Origin of the sequence: Apibacter sp. B3919, from assembly GCF_026537405.1 — a bacterium.
Lineage (GTDB): Bacteria > Bacteroidota > Bacteroidia > Flavobacteriales > Weeksellaceae > Apibacter.
Map to the genome: position 1 here is coordinate 258,401 of NZ_JAFNMG010000003.1, position 21,283 is coordinate 279,683.

The following is a 21,283-nucleotide window of genomic DNA, read 5'->3' on the forward strand; positions in this document are numbered from 1 at the left end:
TTAAAGTAAATCTTTTTTAAGATAAAAGCTTACGTGCTCTCATCAAGCTTACTTTTACATTAGCTAAAGATAAACCGGTTTCTTCAACTATATCTTTAAGCTTTTTACCTTCTACATATCGTGAATAAATTAATTTTCGATAATTTTCAGGAAGATTATTTAATCTTTTTTCAAATGCTTCTAAATTTTGTTTATCAATAAACAACTGCTCAGGCGATGGTTCCCAATCTCTTGGCTGTTGATAGTCATCGTCTAAAAATTTATTTTTATCCTTATTTTTTTTTCTTAAAAAATCTATGGCTGAATTATGTGCAATGGAAGTAACCCAAGTTCTAAAATCAAAATCAGAATTGTATAAATTTAACTTACTTAAAACTTTTGTAAAGGTTTCAACAGTGAGCTCTTCTGAATAATTTTCATCTTTCACTAAAGAAAAAATATAGGACTTAATATCACTCCAAAATAAATTTACTATTTTACTTTGAGCCTGTTGCCTGGAATTTTTTGCTTCTTCGATTAGCTGTAATAGATCTAATTTATTTTTCAATTTGAAATTATTCTCTTTTTTAGTTGACAATCTACAATAATAATACCTAATTAAAAAAATAAAAATTTAATAGTTACACTTATTATATGAGCACTTATCAACCTTTATTCCATTTGTATATAACAATTTCATGGCATTATTTTTGAAATTATCTTATCCTAATAATTACATAAAATTTATATGAAATCATTTATAAAAAATTGGTGGATTATGCTCCTTTTAGGCATATTGTTCATTTTAGCAGGTATTATAGTAATGGTGTCTCCTACTCCATCACTAATTTTCTTAACAACATTTTTTTCTGTCTCTTTTCTGGTTTTTGGTATTTTCGAAATTGTTTTTTCTTTAAGTAATACTCATACCAGCAATTGGGGATGGTATTTGGCCGGTGGTATTTTAGATTTATTGGTAGGGATTATATTAATATCCTCCAATATATTTACTCAAATGGGAATCTTATCTTTCTTTATTGGCTTCTGGCTGTTATTTAAAGGAGTTAGTTTAATTGGCCACTCGTTTGATATTAAGAACATGGGGTTAAGTAATTGGGGATGGTTATTAACTTTAGGTATACTGGAAGTTATCCTTTCATTTGTAATAGTGGTATTCCCTCCAATAGGATTAGCCGCTTTGCTAATATGGGTTAGCATATCTATGTTGTTTTTAGGAATTTATTACATCAGTTTATCTTTTAGTGTTAAAAAAATAAAAAATAATATAGTTTAATTTTAAATTATCTATATTTCATTATAGACCTTTGATATTTTTATTTTATCAAAGGTTTTTTCATTTATACTTAACTTTTTAAACGTATTTTAAACTTATTGCACTGTATTACAGATACTTATTTATAAAAATAAATACCCCACTTAAACAGTATATATAAGTCATCTGACACCTTGACGCGTTTACTTTCTTTTTGTCATAAAACTTTTATTTGGCATATTTTTAGAAAAAAGAAAAGGGTATTACCAATTAGTTTAAAAAAATAATATAAAAATTAAAAATAATAGATATGTCAGAACTATCAATTAAACCATTGGCTGACCGTGTAGTAGTAGAGCCGGCAGCTGCTGAAACAAAAACAGCTTCAGGAATCATTATCCCTGATAGTGCTAAAGAAAAACCACAAGAAGGGGTTATAGTTGCAGTAGGAGCCGGAAAAAAAGACGAACCGTTAACTGTTAAAGTTGGTGATAAAGTTTTATATGGTAAATATTCCGGAACTGAACTAAAACTTAATGGAAAGGATTATCTTATAATGAGAGAGTCTGATATTTTAGCAATTGTTTAATTAAACCAAATACTCAAATCTTAAAAAAATTAAAATGGCAAAAGATATAAAATTTAATATTGAATCTAGAGATGCCCTTAAAAAAGGGGTAGATGCTTTAGCTGACGCTGTTAAAGTTACTTTAGGACCTAAAGGAAGAAATGTAGTTATACAAAAATCTTTCGGAGCTCCTCATGTAACTAAAGATGGTGTTACTGTTGCAAAAGAAATTGAATTAGAAGAGCCTATTGAAAATTTAGGAGCTCAAATGGTTAAAGAAGTTGCTTCTAAAACCAATGATGTTGCCGGTGATGGAACAACTACAGCAACTGTATTGGCACAAGCTATTGTAAGAGAAGGATTAAAAAATGTAGCTGCGGGTGCAAATCCAATGGATTTAAAAAGAGGGATTGATAAAGCAGTAGCTGCTGTTGTTGAAGAATTAAAAAAACAATCTCAAGAAGTTGGTTCTGATTCAGAAAAGATCAAACAAGTTGCATCAATTTCTGCAAATAACGATGATACTATCGGTTCACTTATTGCTGAAGCTTTCGGTAAAGTAGGAAAAGAAGGTGTTATCACTGTGGAAGAAGCAAAAGGTACAGATACTTACGTAGACGTAGTAGAAGGTATGCAATTTGACAGAGGATACCAATCTCCTTACTTTGTAACTAATACAGATAAAATGATCACTGAGCTGGAAAATCCATATATTTTATTATGCGATAAAAAAATATCCAGCATGAAAGATTTACTTCCAGTGTTAGAACCGGTTGCACAACATGGTAAATCTTTACTTATTATTTCTGAAGAAGTAGATGGTGAAGCATTGGCTACTTTAGTAGTAAATAAGTTAAGAGGGTCTTTAAAAATTGCTGCTGTTAAAGCTCCGGGATTTGGAGACAGAAGAAAAGCAATGTTAGAAGATATCGCTATTTTAACAGGAGGAACCGTTATTTCTGAAGAAGCCGGATTAACTCTTGAAGGAGCAACATTAGAAATGTTAGGTACTGCTGAAAAAGTATCAATTGATAAAGATAACACGACCATCGTTAACGGTGCTGGAAGTGATGAAAACATCAAACAAAGAGTAGCTCAAATTAAAGCTCAAATTGAAAATACTACTTCTGATTACGATAAAGAAAAACTTCAAGAGAGACTTGCTAAATTAGCAGGAGGAGTAGCTGTTTTATATGTAGGTGCTGCTTCAGAAGTTGAAATGAAAGAGAAAAAAGACCGAGTAGATGATGCATTACATGCAACTCGTGCTGCTGTTGAAGAAGGTTTTGTTGCCGGAGGTGGTGTCGCTTTAGTTCGCGCAATTAACGGAATTGAATCTCTTAAAGGTATTAATCAAGATGAAGAAACCGGTATCAAAATCGTTAGAAGAGCTATTGAAGAACCACTTCGTCAAATTGTAGCTAATGCCGGTGGTGAAGGTTCTGTTGTAGTTAATAAAGTTAAAGAAGGAAAAGATGATTTCGGTTACAATGCTAAATCTGAACAATACGAAAATATGTTCAGCGCCGGAATTATTGACCCTACTAAAGTAACTCGTGTTGCATTAGAAAATGCGGCTTCTGTTGCCGGAATGTTATTAACTACTGAATGTGTAATTACTGATATTAAAAAAGATGAACCTGCAATGCCACCAATGGGTGGAGGAATGCCGGGAATGATGTAATAATCACATTTTTTCTTTATAAAAATAAAAAATCCCGGAATTCCGGGATTTTTTTTATTTTATTTTAAATTATTCAATTGATTTTTAGAATATTCTTTATTTTATATTTATACCGTTATTTGTTGAATTTATTTTTACTCATACATTACAGTTACTTAACTTCTTATTTAAAAAACCGTCTACAACAAGGTAACTCGCTAATTAGATGAATAATAGCAATTATATCTAAACCTAAAAAAATTACTGATACGTATGCAATATCAAAAAATTTGTATACGATTAAGTTAATCTTCTAGTTACTGAAAAATTTATGTCAAATTATTCATTATCAGCAATATTATTTTGTTCATAAAGCCATTCGATTGAAGTAATTTTTAAAATAAGAAACTGTCAAAGGTTTTTAAAAATATTAGTTAAATTTTAATTATAAAATTAATATAATGTGTAAATTTGTAACGTTTTTTGAAGAATATTAAAATATGAAGCATCCTTTATTTTATGCAAAAATTTTACTCTTTGGAGAATATGGAATTATTGAAAATTCAAGAGGGTTAACCTTACCCTACAATGCCTACAAAGGAACCTTACAGTTTTCATCAGAACTTAATGAAATTGAATCAAAATCAAATAAATCATTGCATAAATTTGCAGATTATTTGAAAACTTTATCATTACCTGAAAAATTTTCGATTAATATTTCTCAGCTTGAAAAAGATATTGAAAAAGGAATGTTCTTTGATTCTAATATTCCTCAAGGGTATGGGGTTGGTAGCTCCGGTGCTCTGGTAGCTGCTATCTTCGATAAATATTCTGTAAATAAAATTTCATCTGATAAGATTCTAAAAACTGATTTAAAAGATTTAAAAAATGTTTTAGGACAAATGGAATCTTTTTTTCACGGAAAAAGTTCAGGTATTGACCCTCTTATCTGTTATATGAATATCCCGTTGTTAATTCAGCCTAATGCAGATGTTGACAAAATAGGATTAACTGAGAGCAAAGACGGAAAAGGAGCTGTTTTTTTAATTAATTCCGGTATGCCCGGTGAAACAGAACCTATGGTTCAGATATTTTTCGAAAAACTTAAAAATGAAGGTTTTAGAAAAACATTAAAAGAAGAATTTATAAAATATAACAACAATTGCATAGATTCTTTCCTCAATAGAGATATGGGGTCCTTTTTTCAAAACTTGAAACATCTTTCTCTGTGGGCTTTAAATCATTTTACCCCTATGATCCCTCGAAAATTTTTAAAAATTTGGAAAAAGGGTATAGATACTAATACTTATTATTTGAAACTTTGCGGATCCGGAGGTGGTGGATATATCTTAGGCTTTACCCAGGATTATGAAGCTACTGAAAAAATGTTAAAAAATTACAAAAAAGAAGTCGTATACCGTTTTTAATTATAAATCCCTTAATTTTTTTTTGTATTTTTACCTGATTAATATCCTTAATGGATGTACTCTTCAGGAAAAAAAATAATTTTAATTAACCTCTCTTTTTTGGTTAGAGTTAGAATTTTTAATGTAATTATGCTAATTCTAGCCATGTATATTTCTGCTATCTATTTATTTGGTGATGAAAAAAATATTGTTGAGAATTTAAAAAATATAAAGCTTCATGGTATAGTCTTATCCTCCTCACTAAGTGCCATGGCCGGTTATATAATAAATTTTTTTTACGATCAGGAAAAAGATATGATATATAGGCCGATAACTTCTATATTGCAACGATTTATCAGTAATGGAATAGCTTTACGATTTTACATTTTCTTCAATTTCATATCTTTAACTATTGCCATAGTGTTATCTTATCGTATTTTTATTTTTTTTCTAATCTATCAATTTATCATTTGGTTTTACAGCCATAAACTCAGTCGAATAGTTTTTATCAATAATTTGACTAATTCTGTAATCATGCTTTTTCCTTTTTTAGCACTGTTTTTATTTTATGAAAATTTTTCTTCTTACATTTTATATCTTTCCGGATTTTTATTCTTTATCATATTCATAAAAGATATTTGTAAAGATCTTCTCTCTTATAAATATGATCATCTATTTAACTACCATACTTTGCCTAATACTTTAGGTATTATACCTACCAAAGTTATATTAAATATATTATTTTGTTTATTATTAGGTATTTCCTTTCAATTAAGTTGCGAACCTCATCTTTATGAAATACGACTTTATTATTTACTAACCATACTATTATGCGTTTGTTCGATTGTGGTTATCTGGTTAAGTAAACCTCAATATATTCAGATATTAATATTTATGATCAAATTTTGGATTTTTTTAGGCACTATTTCTCTAGTATTTATTGATGGGAATCCCTTAACTTTGCACTTTTAATGAAGTTTGTTTAAAAACAGCTTTCTACCCATTTATATTCACATATATCATAAAGGTATATTAACATAGATTTGTAACAGATGAAAAATAATAAATCATACGACAGAAGAGGCTCTGGAAGAAATGAAAAGTCTCATAAAAAAGAATATTTCAAAGCCAATGATAAAAAGGAAAATAAACCTGGTAAAAAAAATAAATTCGAGGATAAAAAACGATTTGCATCAACTGCTCCATTTAGAAAAAGATTACCTAAAACTCCCAAAGAAAATGAGGGAACAAGACTTAATAAATATATAGCAAATTCAGGCGTTTGCAGCAGAAGAGAAGCGGATATATTTATTCAAAATGGAGTTGTTGAAGTTAACGGAAAAATTATTACAGAATTTGGGTATAAAGTACAACCGGGCGATGAAGTATTTTTTGACGGAAGATATATTCGTCCTGAGAAAAATGTATACGTACTTTTGAATAAACCCAAAGGTTATATTTCAACCACTAAGGATGAAAAGGCCAGAAAGACCGTATTGGATTTAGTCGCCAATGCTTCTCCTTATCGTTTATATCCTGTCGGCCGATTGGATAGGCAAACCACCGGTGTACTTCTTTTAACTAATGATGGAGATCTTACTAAAAAATTAACCCATCCTTCCCATGAAGTTAAAAAGATTTATCATGTCACATTAAATAAAAAAGTTTCGGTTGAAGATTTTGGTAAATTGTTGGAAGGTTTACGATTTGAAGAGGGAATAGCTAAGGTTGACAAGATATCCTACATTGAAGGAGCTCCAAAAAACGAAGTAGGAGTTGAAATCCATATCGGGTGGAACCGTATTATTCGAAGAATGTTTGAAAGGTTAGGATATGAGGTAGAAAAGCTCGATCGGGTAATGTTTGCCGGATTAACAAAAAAAGCATTAAAACGAGGTTACTGGAGAATTCTCACAGACCTCGAAGTTAATACTTTAAAAATGCTTTAATTATTTGATATTTTATAATTCTTCTATTAGATAGTTATTTTTTTCTTAATAGTTATCTTATTAACAATATTGTCAACTAATTTTTGCCATACATACGCTAAAATAAATGTTACAATAAATGAACATATATTTTCAATGTTGGATGGCAAAAACAGATGAAAAAAATAGAGAATTTTCTCATGAAATATAAATAAGGTAAGGCTATGTATTCCTAAAAATGTAAGAATCGGAAATTTATACGACTTAAACAAAGAAAAGAAATAACATAAAAACATACACAATGGCAAAGTTATAAGAATAAAAGGAGCCACATAAATTCCATATTCTTCAAAATAAGGAGTATAATAATAAAAATAATAAAGAAGACATACTCCTACTATTAAACTTAATGCAAATAAAACTATTGTAATTTTATTAAATTCATATTCCTTATTTCTGATTAAAAAATCAGCTAACCAAAAACCTATAACGTAATGAGGTATCCTAAATGTTAAATTATAAAGATATTCATATGTACCATGTGTTGAATAGCTAAATACATAAGCTGCTGCTATAGCACACAGGGTAGTCACGGTCTTATTTATTTTAAAAAATTTGTAATATAAAGGCGTTAAAAGATATAAAAACAAAAGTGCTGGAATATACCAATCATATATATATCCTAAACCCACATTTCTCCAATATCCTAAAGTAGTTAAATTATAAAATAAAGCATCCGATTTCCAAATCCCCAATTTTATCGCTACGATAGTTACTACTATAACAATTGGATAGTAATAAGGTAATATACGTAATGCTCTTTTTTTATAAAAATGTCTTATTGAATCATCATTATGGATAGAAAAATAGACACCAAAACCGGATACTAATATAAAAATATCCACTCCTCCATAGCCTATCCGTTTAAAGAATTCTAAAAAATTTGATGTACCTACATACACGTGAGAATGGTAAAACATTACCCATAAAATGGCAAAACCCATCAATATGGTTCTGTATTTACTCAGTAAATTTAATTTCATAATATTTATTTTAGTTTATTTTGAGCGAATTTAACCAATCAATGTAGTCTCTGGCATTTTTCATATGCTCTGCCGGATTCGAGGTAAAGGCATGTCTGCCGGTATTTCTTATGGCACACATATACAAATAATCAGTTGTAGCCGGATTTAAAACGGCATCGACTACAAAATCATTAGGAATACAAATAGGTAAAGGAGGTAAACCTTTATACTTATAGGTATTGTATGGAGAATCAATAGATACATTTTTTACTCTCTTAACTTGAACCTTAAAGCCATATACTTTTCTTTCAGCATACTGAACAGTAGGATCCGATTGTAATTTCATATCTTTTTTTAGACGATTAAGATATAAGCTGGCGATGATGGGCAGTTCGTCTTTTTTTACATATTCCCTTTGAACTATGGAAGCTAAGGTATAAACTTCTAAAACAGACAAACCTAATTTATCGGCTTCTGCTTTTCTTTTTTCATTCCAAAAACGGTTATGAATAGTTTCAAATCTTGAAAATAATTTTTCCGGAGAAGTATTCCAGTCCATATAATAGGTTTCAGGAGTGAAATATATTTTCAGCTCTTCCACATCATTATATCCTTTTAATGATGCTTGTTTTTTAAAATAATTTATAAAATGCAAAGAATCATCTTCTAAATTCTTACCTAAATCGGAAGCTAATTCATAAATGTCATCATATGATTTAATTCTTAAATGAACTTCATCTTGCTTGCCTAATAACAATCGCCTGATTAAATCTTTATTATTTTCGCCTACATTTAATTTATACCTTCCTGCTTTTATTTTATCCGGATATTTTTCGGCATAAGCTACTTTGTCAAAAGATTCGATGTCTTTAAGATAAGGAGCTATCATTTTTTTTACCTGATGAAAACTAGCTCGTGTTGGGATATATATAAGCTTTTCCTGTATGACATTAGAGCTGTAATATTTTTTGTAATAAGGAACGCCTATTATAATTAATCCCAACGAAAGTAATAAAAACAAAATTATTATAATAATAATTATTTTTTTCATATTCGATTACTTGGTTCGACAAACATCCAATTAGGATTAAACGCTGCAAAAATACATATCTTTATTTAATTTGTATAATATAAACTCGGGTTTTTATATATTTGTTAGTAACTTCAAGTTGATTAAATATGATTTTAGGTTTATTAGGGAAAAATATTTCTTATTCTTTTTCCAAAAATTATTTCACGGAAAAATTTAAACTAATGGGATTAAAAGATTTTTCCTATAAAATATTTGATATTCCTTCCAAAAATGATATTTCAAAACTCTTTAACACGCCGGATTTACTCGGTTTTAATGTTACCATTCCTTATAAAAAAGATATACTAGATTTTCTAGATGAATTAAGTCCTGAGGCTGAAAAAATTGGAGCTGTTAATACGGTTAAAATTAAAGATAAAAAAAGAATAGGTTATAATACCGATGCAATCGGTTTTAAAAACTCATTAGTTCCTTTATTAAAACCTCATCACCATTCGGCTTTAATTCTAGGTAACGGTGGAGCTTCCCAAGCGGTTGCTTATATATTACACCATCTTTCCATACCTTATACAATCATCTCCCGAAACGGAATAAATACCTATAGCTCATTAACCCAAGAAATAATTTCATCTCACAATTTAATTATAAATACAACACCGGTAGGAACTTATCCTAATATAGAAGATTGCCCCCCTGTACCCGCTCAATTTTTTACCCCTGAACATTTAATTTATGATTTGATATACAATCCGGAAGAAACTAAATTGTTACAGCTGGGAAAAAAAGCAGGTTCACAAATTAAAAATGGATTGGAAATGCTCCATTTACAAGCTGATCATGCCTGGAATATCTGGTATGAAAATAAGTAACTAAATAATCATTTTCTGTCAAATAACGTTCCGGAAGCTTGAGCTTTCGGAAATATGGTCATGTCCGCAATTTGTACATGGTCGGGCCTTGAAACGGCATAATAGATAGCATCCGCTATATCTTCTGCAACTAAAGGCTCAAAACCCTGATAAACAGAGTCTGCTCTTTTTTGGTCTCCTTTAAATCGAACTAAGGAAAATTCAGTTTCAACAGCACCCGGAGCAATATTGGTAACCTTTATCCCTTGAGTTAATAAATCCATTCTCATTCCTTTACTGATTGCTTCCACGGCATGTTTGGTAGCACAATAAACCGTTCCTTTTGGATAAGTTTCCTTTCCTGCAATAGAACTTATGTTTATTATATGTCCTTTTTTGTTGGCAACTAAAATAGGCACGACGGCTTTGGATACATATAGAAGGCCTTTAACATTCGAATCGATCATCGAATCAAAATCATCAATTGAAGAATCCAAAAATGTGTCTAATCCATGGGCATTTCCTGCACAATTTACTAATATATTTATATCTTTCTTGTTTTGATCCGACAAACTTTCTATTGCAGAAAATACCGCTTCTCTATTTCCAACATCGAATGAAAGAGTGGTTATTTTCACTTTATCTTCCAATTCTTTTTTTATATCGTCCAATCTACTTTTTCGTCTTCCACAGAGTATAAGGTTGATTCCTTTTTCAGCGAAAATTTTCGCCGTAGCTTGACCTATACCTGAAGTAGCCCCGGTAATTAAAGCTGTTTTTTGCATATACTATTTTTAAAGAATTAACTTACTAAATATACAAAATTATTCCAATTAAAATAGCTTATAAAAAACAGTTTGTTTATTATTTACCTTTATTCAAAATTCGGAAAATTCTCAACCAATTCAATATCATCAACTCTAAAACCTCTATCATTACTTGCCGCTTCACTAATCAATTCTAAGGTTGAAATTTCTTTTAAAATTTCATCCGGAATTCTGATCATTACGCCTTTGTATTTGTTTCTATTGTTGAATGCATTGAGTTCAATATCGGGTAAAGTCAGCTCTTTCTCATTAAATCTAATTCTTAGCTTGTTTGTATTAGAAATATCATCTGAGTTATAAATATTTGCATTGAAATTATATCTCAAGGCTATATTTTTCCGGTTTCCTAATGGAATATTACTTATGATTAAAGATGATTCTTTGTTTGCCGGGAACCATATAAAAAATTCTTTCTTGGCAATTTCACTGGCCCCGTTTAATTTTCTAATATCAGCCAGTCTAAATGGATCCGAATAAACTGCTCCTTCTGCTTCTCCATCAAAATTAGTAACCGCAGATACTTTAGGCCATGGACTTGAAATAATTATTCCTCCCTTGACTTTAGTTACCTTATTAAAAGTTTCTTTAAAAAATCCGCTTGGAGGAATCGGGGGCGTTGAGTAGTCATCATTATCAACACAGGAGATAAGAAATCCCTTAACCACCAATCCAATTATTATAAGTGAATATATGTATTTAAATTTCATCATTTCAATAATTAATCTTCCAATTGTATCGTATCAATCCTAATTCCTTTTTTATTTTTACTTGCTGATCCAAAAAATTCAATTTTTTGAGTATCATCCGGAATAGGAATTCGCACAGTATAAAATGTATTTTTATTGTTGCTTATATCTAAAGCAATATGGGGCAGCTCCACTTCAACATCATTACATTTCACTATTAAATCATCCACAAAGCCAATATCCAATGAATTAAAAATGCCTACATTGAGTTTAAACGATAAAACCATTTGTTTATGACCGGATGTATTAATATGATCTATAATTAATGAAGCATTAGTATTTGCCGGAAACCATACCAAAGGGGAAGGAAATGAAGTTCCTGAAGTTCTAATATCTGCTTTTCCATAAGGATCACTATAGGTGACCGATTGAGAATTATCAAAACCGTTTGCATTATTTATTTTAGGTCTTACGGATACATTTGAAACCTTATTAAAAGTTTCAATAAAAAAAGGTTGAGTAAGTGGAAAATCTTTGACATCTTCTATAGTTCTCAGGTTTAATCTATAGGTTTTATACATCCCATCATATCGGGTCATAATTCCTCTCAATTTACCCTCTCCATAGGGAATTTTATATCCCGCAAAAGAAGCATAATTACTTATAGGTACAGCAAAATAATTGAGATTTATAGTATTTACCTGATTGTCAGTGCTTGAATTGTTTCTTACAAATGTCTTACCCGGTTCATTAAATTCTACTCCGCTAATTTCAACCAAGGTACACAAATATGTTTCATTATTATTGACCTCTCTTGCAGTTAACAATTTACCGTCTGAATTTCTTTTAATAACCAATTCTTCTTCATTTTTTTGATCTTTACCCAAGATAATATTCGATTTCATAATTGAAGGAGATATTTGATCGACGACATATTTTTCCGGCTGTGTGGGAAGCATACCAATCTGAACCATACCGTTTTGCTTTCCATAATAGAGATTATCTAATTTAATATATAGTTTAGACCCAAGCGGATAATAAGTATATAAGCTGGATTTATTAATGCTGAGTACAATCCCTTGAGTTCCGTCTTCAGTTACTAAAAATAAATTTTTATAAATATTCCCGGCATGATCTGTTGAAATAACATAACCCTCTAAAATTTCGCCATTTGTAAAAGCTTGTGCCTCTATACCATTTTTTCCGGTAAAAACAGGAGCTGTTTTTAAAAGATCGGAAATATATACAGTTGCTTGCATTAGCCGACCTTGATTTACTGACGGATTTTTATAATCATCATCATGTACACAGGCCAAGAGAAACCAAGATATAAATATAAATAGTACACTATTTTTAATCATTTTTTCAATTTTAAAATTTATCGTTTATTTCAGCATTAATTTAAAATCTAAAAGAAACGTTTATGAAATACGATCTGCCTCTATCGTAAAAAAGCTTATTGCCAAAAAGCGGATAGGCCAACGATTTATCTTTTTCCAATTGTTCATAATTGGAATATCTTCCTTGCTCAAATGATCCGGTAACATATCCTCTTTCATTTAAAATATTATTTACCGAAGCACTTAAACCCAGGGAATATTTACCCATTTTAAGAGATTTACCCAAAGAAGCATTTAACATAAAAACATCTTGAAATTGCTTCTGTTTTATAATTGATTTAACATTTTCTTGAGTAGCTCCCTCATAGGGAAAAGCATCATCTTTCATAATAAAATTTTTGGTTCTTGATAGAGAAGATATATTCGAATAATTATCTTGTAAAAAATTACCACTAACTCCTACCCACCAATAGTTAGGCGAATCATATTTAATTCCAACAACATATGCTTTTTGCGGTGTTCCGGAAATCTTATAATTTTTAATGAAAGAAGATCCGTAATCATGTACACCCGGTGAATTATCACTAAGTATGTACAAATTAGGATTATTTTTATACGTATATTGTCCTACAGATGCTATTCCGGAGAGGGTTAAAGATGGTGTTAATTTCCATTCCAACCCTATTTCAGAACCCAAATATTCTTTTTCAACACCTGCTAAAACTTCTGAAACAAACGCGTCTTCACTTTCATCTAAACTAACTCCTTTAGCATAATAACGTGTTATTTCTACCGCATCTTTTATCTTTGTATAGTATCCGGTAATCCTGGCTTTCACAGAAGGAGACCTTAAAATATATGTTAAATCATTAGTATTTATTCTTTGATTGGATATATGAGGTGTTATATCATTATTTAAACGGGAATTCACAAAAATTTCATTTAAAGTTGGTGAAGACTCAAAATAGGCGGAGTTTAGTATAATGAAATTTCTTCCATTAATCTTATAAGTTATTCCTGTTCTAAAACCCAATTCTGTAAAATTGGCTTTATTAGATTTTCCGTACGAATTATTCGGATATAATCCGTGTTTAAATTTTCCGTTTCTATAGGCTTCATTCCAACCAAATAATAATGATACTGCCATCTCCCAATGGTTTAACGTTACTCTTGAGGTAGCATTTCCTGTTATTTCCTGCCTGAACATTCGGTAATCATATTCCGTTTTCTCGCCTTTCCTTGCCACACTACCCGGTTTTAAGCTGTTATAATCATCGGTAGATGAACCGGAACCATCACCCTTTATAAATGAACTTTTATTTACGACAAAATCTGCTCCCAATAAATCATTTACCTCTCTATAATTATCTGAAACTAAATTTTGATAATTTAAATTGAGAAAAAATTTCCAATTATCGCTCAAAAAAGTCTGCAAATGAGTGGCAGCATTAAAGGTTTTATCTTTATAAACATCATCCACCAGGAAATAGGAAGCCCTTCTGCCTATTTGCCCGCTGTAGGGATCTTGATATGTTGGAGCATGATAATTCGTATTATATAAATATCCCCAATCGAGTTGAGTCACGTTGAGATCATTAGTCTCCCAAGCATGTAGAAAATTTTCATATTCCGTCATATTTTCCTGACTAAGCCAGTAACTAGGTAAATTTTTATAATAAGTTGGAGATGGATTATCGGCTTCATACCTATTTAGACGGGAACTTTTATTATATCCAAATTGATATGAGGCTGTAGTTGTTATCTTTGTTTTATCGCTTAAATTCCAGTAATGAGTTAACATAAATATCGGCTCAAAAATTCTTTTTACCCTTTCATTTCTTTTATCTCCATCTTGCCAGCCCCAATATGAATTATAATTCTTACCTCTTAGGTCATATACTTCTTGTGTATTAGGACTCATTCCTGTTTTTCTTGTAGGAGCACCGAATGCAGTAAGATTTAGTCTGTGGTTATCATTAATTTTTTTCTCAAGAGATGCGAAGTACGCATATGAATTGTTATAGGTCCCATCAATTACTCCTTCTTCCATCCATCTTCTGGAACCTGAAAAAGTGAAAGCCCATCCTGACGGAAGCATTCCCGAGGAATACGTTGTCATGATTCTATGTTGATACGTACGATTTGAAAAAGAATAGGTTAGCTGAAATCCTTTCCTGTAAGAAGAAGAACGTGTATCGTAATAAGTTGTTCCTCCCAAATTGCTGAAAGAATAATCAGAGATGGTATTATTTTCTGCTAATTCGTAAGGATATTTAATAACATTATTTAAACCACCCCAATTTCCAAAATCAGGTTTTCCTGTATGATTTTTAGACATTGGAATACCATTAAACATAATATTTGCATAACTGTTATCAATTCCCCTTACTTTGAACCAGTAAGATCCTAATTCAAAAGAGGCGGTTTTAGAAAACACATCTTTAGAAGATTGTAATAACCCAATTCCGGTCATTGATTGAGAACTCTCTTCATCAGGCGAAAAATCATCTTCCATCAATGTCAATAAACCTTCATCCTCTTGAGAAGGATTATATTCTAATTTTATCACTCCTAAATCTTTCCTCATTTCTTTAGGAAAAACTTTTACCGTTAGAGTTAAAGGCACATAGCCTACTCTATTAATGATGATTTGATAAGTTCCGGCAGCTACATCTTTAAATTGAAAATATCCTACCCTATCGGATTTGGATTGTATCAAACGATCTTCACCTAAGCTAACGACAGCCTGATCCAAAGGCTTATCCTGGTCTCCTTTGAGATAACCATAGATCATAGTTTGCGCAAATATTACCTGATTTACAAAAAGTATCCAATACAATAACTTAAATTTCATCATCTTTTAGTAATTTCAAGAAGCCTATTGAAGCAAATATAATTATTTATTTTTAGTTTTGTTAATATAAAAAAAGCGGATCTATGCGTATATTTTTAAAAAATATATTTGTTTTTATTTTTTTATTACCAGCTAACACCTATATTGAAGCACAAATACGATATAAATCAGCAACTGTCATGTTTTATAACGTAGAAAATCTCTATGACACCATTCCATCTGCTGATCTTATTAACGGCACCCTGGATCCTAATGATCCAAAGTATCAAATAAGTGTATCCGAAGATGAAGCTTTACAATCCGGATATGAGGTGTACCGAGGTGAACTATCCTTCAATAAACTAAAAGGAAAAAAGGTAGTCAGAAAGCATATTTTAACCGATGAATTCCATTATAAAGGACCAAAACGCTGGGATACAAAAAAATATAAAGAAAAAATCAATAACATCAGCCGAGTTATATCCGAAACCGGAAAAACCGAAACTCAATCTATGCCGGTAATCATTGGTTTATGTGAAATTGAAAATGAGCATGTATTGAATGATCTATGCGAAGCCATCAATAAAAGAGGAGGAAATTATGAATTTATTCATCTCAATTCTTTCGATGAAAGAGGCATTGACGTTGGCTTATTATATAACAAAACAAGGTTTATCCCCCAAAATAAACAAAAGCTGTTAATTAATTTACCCAGACAAGAAGGTTATAAAAATTATACACGCGATATACTTCTGATAGAAGGTCTGTTAGAGGGTGAAAAAATGTATTTCTTCGTCAACCATTGGCCTTCCCGACGAGGAGGTGAACAAAGAAGTCTTCCCAAAAGGATGGCGGCTGCCAAAGTCTTAAAACAAGCAATGGACAGCCTCATAAGCATCAACCCAAAGGCAAAAATAGTAGCTATGGGTGATTTTAATGATGATTGTACCAGCCCCAGCATTAAAAAAGGGTTAAATACGGTATCTAAAAAAGAAAACGTAACAACCGGTTCTTATTATAATCCCGCAGAGAACTTATTTAAAAAAGGATTAGGAACTATTGCCTATCAAGATTCATTTAGCTTTTTCGATCAACAAATTATGTCTCCTGCCCTTGTTACAGATCAGGAAGGTTATCACTTTTATAGAATGAATGTGTTTGCGCCTTTTTATTTAATTACACAAGAAGGTCCTTACAAAGGCTATCCCTACCGTACTTTTTCTAATAATAATTATACGGGGGGATATAGTGACCATTTTCCGGTTTATACTATTCTTATTAAAGAAATTAAATGAGTGTAATTTATATAAATTATCCTTATAAAATACCATCTACTATAACAGCTTAAACTTACCAACATACCAATAAAAAAAGCGAGATAATTCCCGCCTTTAATGTTTTCACAACGGAATAATCCTTATTGTGAATTGCTTTCAAATTTTATTTGCTTCAAATATAATCAATAAATTAAACTAATTCATCATAAATATACATTTTTTTTATTTCTAATTAGTTTATACTTTTATTGAATAATTACTAAAACCAAATAGATCATTATGTCTTTTAAGAAAATTCTTGGCCTGAACGTAGGAGTATCTTCTATTGGCTGGGCTGTTGTCCGTGAAAATGAAGAAAATCCAAATTTAAATACTATTTCCAAATTAGGAGTGCGGGTAATTCCTATAACCAAAGATGAAAAGAATAATTTTGAGAAAGGATTGTCTGTAACACCCAATGCAGAAAGATCTTCAGCAAGAAGCGCTAGAAGAAACCTTCAACGATTTAAGCTGAGAAGAAATAACTTAATCACATTACTACTTCAAAACCAAATTATTTCATCCAACTCTTCTTTGACAGAAAAAGGTAAATTTACCTCTTTCGAAACCTTAAAAAATCGAGCAAAAGCAACAAAAGAAAGAATAGAGCTGGAAGAATTAGCCAGGGTTTTACTTCATATAAACAAAAAGAGAGGGTATAAAAGCAGTCGAAAAGTAAAAAACAATGAGGATGGGAAGACAATAGACGGAATGGAAATTGCTAAGCTTTTATATGAAAAAAAGTTAACTCCCGGGCAATATATTTACCAACTTATAAAAAAAGGGAAAAAGCAAATTCCTGACTTTTACCGTTCCGATTTAGAAAAGGAATGGTCCGCATTATGGGATTTTCAAAAAAAGTATTATCCCGACATTTTGACCGAAGATTTTAAAAAAGAACTGGAAGGAAAAGGACAAAGAGCAACTGCCGCTTTATTTCTAAAAAAATATGGAATCAGAATCGCCATAAATAAAGGGAAAAGAGATGAAAAAAAGTTACAAGCCTTTAAATGGAGAAACCAAGCAGTCTCGGAAAAAATAACCCTTGAAGAAATAGCCTATGTTTTGGCTGAAATAAATAACCATATTACTAATTCCAGCGGATATTTAGGCGCAATTAGTGATCGAAGTAAAGAGCTTTATTTCAACCAACAGACAATAGGCGAAAATCTTTTTTCCCAAGTAGCAAAAAATATTCACACCAAATTAAAAAATCAAGTATTTTTGAGACAAGACTATCTTGATGAGTTTGAGCAAATATGGGAAACTCAAGCGCAATTCCACCCTCAACTTACTCCTGAGCTAAAAAAAAAGATTCGAGATTCCGTTATCTTTTACCAACGTAAACTTCGTTCCCAAAAAAGATTAATTAATCTTTGTGAATTTGAAAACCAAGAAATTGAAATAAATAAAAACGGAAAAAAGAAAAAGAAAAAAATTGGTTTAAAGGTTGCCCCCAAGTCCTCCCCTCTTTTCCAACAGTTCAAAATATGGCAAAGCCTTGGTAATGTACTCATCAAAAGGGAAGGAAGCGATCGTCCGTTGACGTTAAAAGAAAAAGAAATACTATTTACAGAACTGAATATTAAAGGAAACCTATCCGGACTAAAGGCTTTATCCCTATTAAAATTACCCTCTAAAGAAACTAAAATCAATTTTACAATCCTGGAAGGAAATCAAACTCAAGAACAGCTTTACCGAATTTATCTTAAAATTTTAGATATGGAAGGATATAATGTTTTTGAACTTTTGGACATACCGGAAGACCAAGAAGAATTAAAACCGGGAGACAGTAAAATCCCTGCCGCAGAAATCAAAGAAATAGTAAAATCTGTTTTTGAAACATGTTCTATTTCTACTTCTATATTAGATTTTGACCCGTTGCTTCCGAATCCTGAATTTGAAAATCAAAGCGCATATCAGCTCTGGCATTTAGTATATTCTTATGAAGGAGACAATTCTACCTCGGGAAATGATAAATTGTTGGAACTGTTAACTACTAAATTCGGATTTAAAAAGGAATATGCACAACTCTTTGCTTCCATCTCATATGATTCAGAATATGGTAATTTAAGTAGTAAAGCAATGCGAAAAATTTACCCCTATTGTAAAGAAAATACTTTTAGTGAGGCATGCATAATGGCGGGATATAAACATTCTAAACATTCTAAACATTCCCTGCCCCGTGAGGATAGTAATAACCGCAAATTAAAAGATCGACTCGAAATTTTACCTAAAAATTCTTTGAGAAGCCCTGTAGTGGAAAAAGTCATAAACCAATTAATTAACCTGGTAAATTCATTAATGGATGAGTATGGTGCATTTGATGAAGTACGCCTTGAATTAGCAAAAGAGCTCAAAAAAAATGCTAAAGAGCGAGAAAAAATTTCAAAAAATAGGGATGCTGCTAAAATTCGATATCAAAAATATTCAGAAATACTAAAAAAAGAATTTAATATTTCGAACCCCTCAAAGAACGATATAACTCGCTATCGATTATATTTAGAATTGGAAGCGAACGGTTTTAACGATTTATATACTGATACTCCTATAAATAAAAATTATCTTTTTACAAACAACTATGACGTTGATCATATCATCCCGCAATCCAAAGTATTTGATAACAGCTTTTCCAATAAAGTACTGGTTCCCAGGCAAGCAAACCTTGAAAAAAGTAATTTAACTGCTTTCGATTACCTATCTAATCAAGGAAAAGAGAAAGAAGAACGCTTTCAATATGTTATTTCAGAATTATATAAGAAAGGAGCTATTTCCGAAACCAAATATAAAAACTTACGTAAAAAAGGCTCCGAAATAGGAGAAAGTTTTATCAACAGAGAGTTGCAAGATACACCATATATTGCCGGAAAAATTAAGGAACTCCTTTTTGAAATTGCTCCCGATGTGGTTACTACTTGCAGTGATATTACTTCTAAATTACGTAAAGATTGGAACTTAACTGATCTTATGAAAGAATTGAATATTGAAAAATTCCGTAAAGCCGGACTTACAAAGTTGGTTGAAAATTCAAGAGGTGAAAAAAAAGAAATGATCATCGATTGGGACAAAGGAAATGACCATCGTCATCAAGCTCTCGATGCTATACTTGTTGCTTTTACATCCCGAAATCATATTCAATATTTAAATCATATGAATGCTCGGGACGATGAAAAACATAAACGACATGCAGTTATTCTTGCTATTGAAAAGAAGATCAAATATGATAAAATCAATGAAAATGAAAGCAGCCTCTCTCGATTTACTTTTCCAACTCAAAATTTTCGACAAGAAGTCGAAAAGCAATTAAAAGAAATATTGGTTTCATACAAAACTAAAAATACGGTAGCCACTGTAAACTTAAATAAACCTAAGAAAAAAGGCGGATATTCGTCCAAGCTTGAACTTACGCCAAGAGGCCCTTTACATAAAGAAACCATTTATGGGATGTCAAAAATTTCCCGGACTAAAGAAATAATGATTTCTTCTAAATGTAACTATGAGACGGTATCAATGGTTCAAAATCCTATATACAAAAATGCTTTATTAAAACGATTGAATGATCATTTCAATGATCCTAAAAAAGCTTTTTCCGGTAAAAATTCAGTAACTAAAAAACCGATTTTTTTGAATGCTTATTCAACCGATACCATTCCTGAAAAAGTTACCATCCAATGGTTTGAAAAAGTTTATACTATAAGAAAAGCTATTACCCCCGAAAATTTTAAAAATGAAAAAACTATTGAAAAAGTATTGGATCCCACTACCCAAAACATACTAAAAATTCGATTAAAAGAAGCTCATGGAAATGCTAAAGAAGCTTTTTCAGATTTGGAAAAAAAACCCATTTGGCTAAACCAAGAAAAAGGAATCTGCATTAAAACAGCAACTATAATCGGAGTTAGTAATGTGGAATCGCTACATACTAAAAAAGACCATTTCGGAAATGAACTTTTAGATTTAAACGGCAAACCTATTCCGGTGGACTTTGTGAGTACGGGAAATAATCATAATGTAGCCATTTATGAAGATGCAGAAGGAAACCTACAGGAAAAAATAGTCAGTTTTTTTGAAGCGGTCGAAAAAGTAAATCAAGGACTTCCCGTAATTGATAAGTTCTATAATGAAAACCTGGGTTGGAAATTTCTTTTTACCATGAAACAAAATGAGATGTTTTTATTTCCTTCAGAAGATTTCAATCCGAATGATCTAGATATCAACGATGAAAAAAACTTAAATCTAATTTCCCAACATCTATTCAGAGTCCAAAAATTAGCTTCTAAAGACTATTATTTTAGACATCATTTGGAAACCGGCATTGAATTTAATGATGCAAATTTAAAAAGAATAATCTGGAGGAGGGAAAGACCTAGCGGGGTTAGAAATATCGTTAAAGTTCGTTTGAATCATATGGGGAAAATTGTTCATATAGGAGAATGAAAAAAACAACATTCCAATCTCCGTAAATTCATAAACTACAACAAGATAGCCCATACATATTTTAAAGAAAGCCTGAAACCAACCCATAACTTTGTTCAGACAACCCAACAGCATCTTTTTG

16 protein-coding genes are annotated in these 21,283 nt (G+C 31.0%); 9 read left to right on the plus strand and 7 right to left on the minus strand.

Annotation, left to right across the window (positions count from 1 at the left end):
• Nucleotides 1–16: 16 nt before the first annotated feature.
• Nucleotides 17–547 (minus strand): RNA polymerase sigma factor, encoded by a 531-nt coding sequence (locus J3U20_RS07165; protein WP_158254190.1) that lies wholly within the window; start codon nucleotides 545–547, stop codon nucleotides 17–19.
• 180 nt (nucleotides 548–727) lie between these two features.
• Between J3U20_RS07165 and J3U20_RS07170 the strand changes: the two genes are divergently transcribed.
• The 6 genes from J3U20_RS07170 (at nucleotide 728) to J3U20_RS07195 (ending at nucleotide 6,838) form a co-directional block, all read left to right on the plus strand.
• On the plus strand, nucleotides 728–1,273 hold the full coding sequence (locus J3U20_RS07170) for an HdeD family acid-resistance protein (protein ID WP_105296414.1): 546 nt from the start codon (nucleotides 728–730) through the stop codon (nucleotides 1,271–1,273).
• A 289-nt stretch (nucleotides 1,274–1,562) separates the two neighbouring features.
• A complete protein-coding gene (locus tag J3U20_RS07175) occupies nucleotides 1,563–1,841 on the plus strand; it encodes a co-chaperone GroES (protein ID WP_055426187.1) in 279 nt (92 codons plus the stop codon).
• A 34-nt stretch (nucleotides 1,842–1,875) separates the two neighbouring features.
• Nucleotides 1,876–3,504 (plus strand): chaperonin GroEL, encoded by a 1,629-nt coding sequence (groL, locus tag J3U20_RS07180; protein WP_105296415.1) that lies wholly within the window; start codon nucleotides 1,876–1,878, stop codon nucleotides 3,502–3,504.
• Nucleotides 3,505–3,983: 479 nt separating this feature from the next.
• Entirely contained in the window at nucleotides 3,984–4,910 is a 927-nt protein-coding gene (locus J3U20_RS07185) for a mevalonate kinase (protein WP_160542569.1), read from the plus strand.
• Between the two features lie 129 nt (nucleotides 4,911–5,039).
• A complete protein-coding gene (locus tag J3U20_RS07190) occupies nucleotides 5,040–5,861 on the plus strand; it encodes a UbiA family prenyltransferase (RefSeq protein ID WP_160542570.1) in 822 nt (273 codons plus the stop codon).
• Between the two features lie 80 nt (nucleotides 5,862–5,941).
• The gene (locus tag J3U20_RS07195; protein WP_160542571.1) at nucleotides 5,942–6,838 is read left to right on the plus strand and encodes a pseudouridine synthase; all 897 of its coding nucleotides are present in this window, start codon (nucleotides 5,942–5,944) and stop codon (nucleotides 6,836–6,838) included.
• A 26-nt stretch (nucleotides 6,839–6,864) separates the two neighbouring features.
• Here the strand turns inward: J3U20_RS07195 and J3U20_RS07200 are convergent, their stop codons facing one another.
• Together J3U20_RS07200 and mltG are read right to left on the minus strand one after the other, a co-directional pair.
• Nucleotides 6,865–7,860: an acyltransferase family protein gene (locus J3U20_RS07200; RefSeq protein ID WP_160542572.1), complete on the minus strand. Its 996-nt coding sequence runs from the start codon at nucleotides 7,858–7,860 to the stop codon at nucleotides 6,865–6,867.
• A 10-nt stretch (nucleotides 7,861–7,870) separates the two neighbouring features.
• The gene (gene mltG / locus J3U20_RS07205; protein WP_160542573.1) at nucleotides 7,871–8,893 is read right to left on the minus strand and encodes an endolytic transglycosylase MltG; all 1,023 of its coding nucleotides are present in this window, start codon (nucleotides 8,891–8,893) and stop codon (nucleotides 7,871–7,873) included.
• 128 nt (nucleotides 8,894–9,021) lie between these two features.
• Here mltG and J3U20_RS07210 point away from each other — a divergent pair, with 128 nt between their 5' ends.
• Entirely contained in the window at nucleotides 9,022–9,744 is a 723-nt protein-coding gene (locus tag J3U20_RS07210) for a shikimate dehydrogenase family protein (protein WP_160542574.1), read from the plus strand.
• An 8-nt stretch (nucleotides 9,745–9,752) separates the two neighbouring features.
• On the opposite strand, the gene J3U20_RS07215 is transcribed toward J3U20_RS07210, so the two are convergent.
• The 4 genes from J3U20_RS07215 to J3U20_RS07230 all read right to left on the minus strand — a co-directional run bounded on the left by J3U20_RS07215 (nucleotide 9,753) and on the right by J3U20_RS07230 (nucleotide 15,433).
• Nucleotides 9,753–10,508 (minus strand): SDR family NAD(P)-dependent oxidoreductase, encoded by a 756-nt coding sequence (locus J3U20_RS07215; RefSeq protein ID WP_160542575.1) that lies wholly within the window; start codon nucleotides 10,506–10,508, stop codon nucleotides 9,753–9,755.
• A gap of 89 nt (nucleotides 10,509–10,597) precedes the next feature.
• Nucleotides 10,598–11,257, minus strand: coding sequence for a hypothetical protein (locus J3U20_RS07220; RefSeq protein WP_160542576.1), 660 nt, complete (start codon nucleotides 11,255–11,257; stop codon nucleotides 10,598–10,600).
• A gap of 11 nt (nucleotides 11,258–11,268) precedes the next feature.
• Entirely contained in the window at nucleotides 11,269–12,597 is a 1,329-nt protein-coding gene (locus J3U20_RS07225) for a DUF5689 domain-containing protein (RefSeq protein ID WP_160542577.1), read from the minus strand.
• A 40-nt stretch (nucleotides 12,598–12,637) separates the two neighbouring features.
• Nucleotides 12,638–15,433 carry a TonB-dependent receptor gene (locus J3U20_RS07230; RefSeq protein ID WP_160542578.1) on the minus strand — a complete coding sequence of 932 codons (2,796 nt, stop codon included), beginning with the start codon at nucleotides 15,431–15,433 and terminating at the stop codon, nucleotides 12,638–12,640.
• A 176-nt stretch (nucleotides 15,434–15,609) separates the two neighbouring features.
• Here J3U20_RS07230 and J3U20_RS07235 point away from each other — a divergent pair, with 176 nt between their 5' ends.
• A complete protein-coding gene (locus J3U20_RS07235; RefSeq protein WP_160578728.1) occupies nucleotides 15,610–16,704 on the plus strand; it encodes an endonuclease in 1,095 nt (364 codons plus the stop codon).
• 261 nt (nucleotides 16,705–16,965) lie between these two features.
• Nucleotides 16,966–21,162, plus strand: a complete 4,197-nt coding sequence (cas9, locus tag J3U20_RS07240) for a type II CRISPR RNA-guided endonuclease Cas9 (protein WP_160542580.1) — start codon at nucleotides 16,966–16,968, stop codon at nucleotides 21,160–21,162.
• The last annotated feature ends 121 nt before the right edge of the window (nucleotides 21,163–21,283 follow it).